Origin of the sequence: Streptomyces anatolicus (assembly GCF_019400875.1) — a bacterium.
GTDB classification, from domain to species: domain Bacteria; phylum Actinomycetota; class Actinomycetes; order Streptomycetales; family Streptomycetaceae; genus Streptomyces; species Streptomyces anatolicus.
In genome coordinates this window covers 1-2483 of record NZ_WMBF01000698.1, presented here as the reverse complement: position 1 = coordinate 2483, position 2483 = coordinate 1, and the positions used below count along the sequence as shown (strand labels likewise).

General features: G+C 75.1%; 3 protein-coding genes. 2 read left to right on the top strand and 1 reads right to left on the bottom strand.

All coding sequences use genetic code 11. The annotated features are described in order from the left end of the window. Nucleotides 1-52: 52 nt before the first annotated feature. Nucleotides 53-646, bottom strand: coding sequence for an MBL fold metallo-hydrolase (locus tag GKQ77_RS31505; protein WP_219692530.1), 594 nt, complete (start codon nucleotides 644-646; stop codon nucleotides 53-55). A 139-nt stretch (nucleotides 647-785) separates the two neighbouring features. Here GKQ77_RS31505 and GKQ77_RS31500 point away from each other — a divergent pair, with 139 nt between their 5' ends. Further along, nucleotides 786-1694, top strand: a complete 909-nt coding sequence (locus GKQ77_RS31500; RefSeq protein WP_219692531.1) for a GlxA family transcriptional regulator — start codon at nucleotides 786-788, stop codon at nucleotides 1692-1694. A 91-nt stretch (nucleotides 1695-1785) separates the two neighbouring features. Beyond that, on the top strand, nucleotides 1786-2483 hold a 698-nt coding region (locus GKQ77_RS31495; RefSeq protein WP_219692529.1), incomplete at its 3' end, for a TPM domain-containing protein.

The following is a 2483-nucleotide window of genomic DNA, read 5'->3' as shown; positions in this document are numbered from 1 at the left end:
CCCCTCCCCCGTGCGGGCCCGCCCCTGGAGCCTCCGCAGGTGATCACCGTACCTAGCGGGGCGTGCTGTCGTCCGGCCGGAACGGGCCGCCGTGGCCCGGCACGATCAGGTCGGCGGTCTTGATGACCCGCTGCCGGGAGGCGCGCAGTATCTCGCGGTCCGGGGCGACCGGGTCGTCCACCGGGCCCTGCGCGTGCCACCACAGGTCACCGGCGAAGGCCACCACGCCGTCGTCCGTCCCCGCGAGCAGCGTGATGTCCTCGGTGCTGTGGCCGGGGGTGCGGATCAGCCGGAGTGAGGGGGTGAGTTCGTAGCCCTCCGCGTCGCGGTTGCTCCACTGGTCGCCGCGGTACTCCACCTTGTGGTCGTGCACCCGGGCCTGCCCGAACAGGCCCACGTTCATGGTGTTGTCGGGATGGTGGTGGCTGAGCACCACGTCGGTGATGTCGTCGGGGCCGAGCCCCAGCGCGGCGAGGGGGGCGAGGATGTCGTCCCGGCTCGCGACCATGCCCGGGTCGAAGATCACGTGCCGTCCGGCGTCGGCTATGTAGGAGACGGTGGCGGCGACTCCGGGGCCGGTGGAGCCGACGTAACCGGTGGTCAGGATCGTGTACTTGGCGCTGCGGCCGAGCGGTGCGTCTGTCATGGCCTTGATCCTGCCGGGCGGTGCGTACGGGCACGAGTGGCACAGCTGCCGTTGATCGCAGGATTACTGCCACGGCTGCCACACTGCACGCGTGCCTCCCTTCGAGACCGTCGCCGCGTACACCCCGCCGGGAGTCGGCATGCTCGCCGTCGGCATCGTCAGCGAGGTGTTCGGTCCGCACGGCGAGGCCGTGCCCGGCTTCGACTTCGTGCTGTGCGCCGACCGCCCGGGGGCCGTGCCCACCGATCTGGGCGTGCCGCTCGCCATCGCGCACGGCCTGGACCGGCTCGCCCGCGCCGATCTGGTCATCGCGCTGCCCGGGGCCGGTTTCCGCACCCCGCCGCCGCCCGCCGTGCTCGACGCGCTGTCGGCCGCCCACGAGCGCGGCGCGCTGGTCGCGGCGCACTGCGTCGGCGCCTTCGCCCTCGCCGCCGCCGGGCTGCTGGATGGGCGGCGGGCCACCACGCACTGGCGGTTCGCCGATCTGCTCGCCCGCCGCCACCCGGACGTCTCCGTCGAACCGGACGCCCTCTACGTCGACGAAGGACGCGTCATCACGGGCGCGGGCGCCGCCGCGGGCTTCGACCTCTGCCTGCATCTGCTGCGCCGCGAGCACGGGGCCGCGCTGGCCAACGCGGTCGCCCGGGACGTGGTGCTGCCCTCGCACCGCGACGGCGGGCAGGCGCAGTATCTGGCCGCCCCCGTCCCCGAGGACTGCCGTGACGAGCGCCTCGCCGACGTGCTCGCCTGGGCCCGTGCGCACCTCCACGAGCCGCTGCCCGTCGCGGAGCTGGCCCGGCGCGCCATGATGAGCAAACGCTCCTTCGCCCGCCGCTTCACCGCGGCGACCGGCACCACCCCGCACGCCTGGCTGCGGAGCCTGCGGCTGAGCGGCGCCGAGGAGCTGCTGGAGACCACGGACCTGCCGGTGGAGGAGATCGCCCGCCGCGTCGGGTACGGCAGCGCGGCCGTCCTGCGCGAACAGTTCGTGCGCCGCCGCGGGGTGCCGCCCCGCTCCTACCGCCGCTCGTTCGGCAGCACGCCCTGAGGCTGCCGCGTCCCTGGGCCTGGAGCGGGCAGACCTGAGGGCACGCTCCCCCGGGTCGCGACACCCCGTATGGGGTCATACGCTCCCAAATGTGACGCCGACCCCGTCCAGAGCCTCGCGGGCAGCCGCGGTCGCCGTGGCCGTGCTGCTCGCCTGGTTCCCGCTGCTGTGCCCCTCGCCCGCCGCCGCCGACGACCCCGTCACGCTCTCCCGCACCGGCCAGACCACCGACCGGGCGGGCGCGCTCGGGGACCGTGCGGACGCCGCCGAGCGGGCCCTCGACCGGCTCTACGACGACCGGGCGGTCCAGCTCTTCGTGGTGTACGTACGTGACTTCTCCGGCCGTTCCCCGCAGGACTGGGCGGACGCCACCGCCGAGCGCAACGGTCTGGGCCTGGATGACGTGCTGCTCGCCGTCGCCACCCACGACCGGCAGTTCGCCTACTCCGTGGACAACGACTCGCGGCTCAGTGACGCGCAGCTCCAGGAGGTCGCCACCACCGCGATCCGGCCCGCCCTGCGCGAGAACGACTGGGCCGGGGCGGCCATCGGCGCCGCGGACGGCTACCGGGCGGTCCTCTCGGGCGACCCCGTGCCGACCCCGTCCCTCACCCCGGGGGCGGCCGACCCCGGCGGCGATTCGGGCGGGGGTCCCGGCGGGGGTGACGAGTCCGTCGCCGGTGACCTGGTGCTGCCCGTGCTGGCGGCGGGCGCGGCCGGGGTGGCCGCGACGGTCGCGTACCGGCGGCGCAAGAAGCGGCTCACGACGCGTACGACACCGGGCGGCGG

What these genes read in the sequence shown, in the direction of transcription:
- GKQ77_RS31505 (WP_219692530.1), bottom strand. Translation starts at nt 646, where the DNA reads ATGACAGACGCACCGCTCGGCCGCAGCGCCAAGTACACGATCCTGACC.
- GKQ77_RS31500 (WP_219692531.1), top strand. Translation starts at nt 786, where the DNA reads ATGCTCGCCGTCGGCATCGTCAGCGAGGTGTTCGGTCCGCACGGCGAG.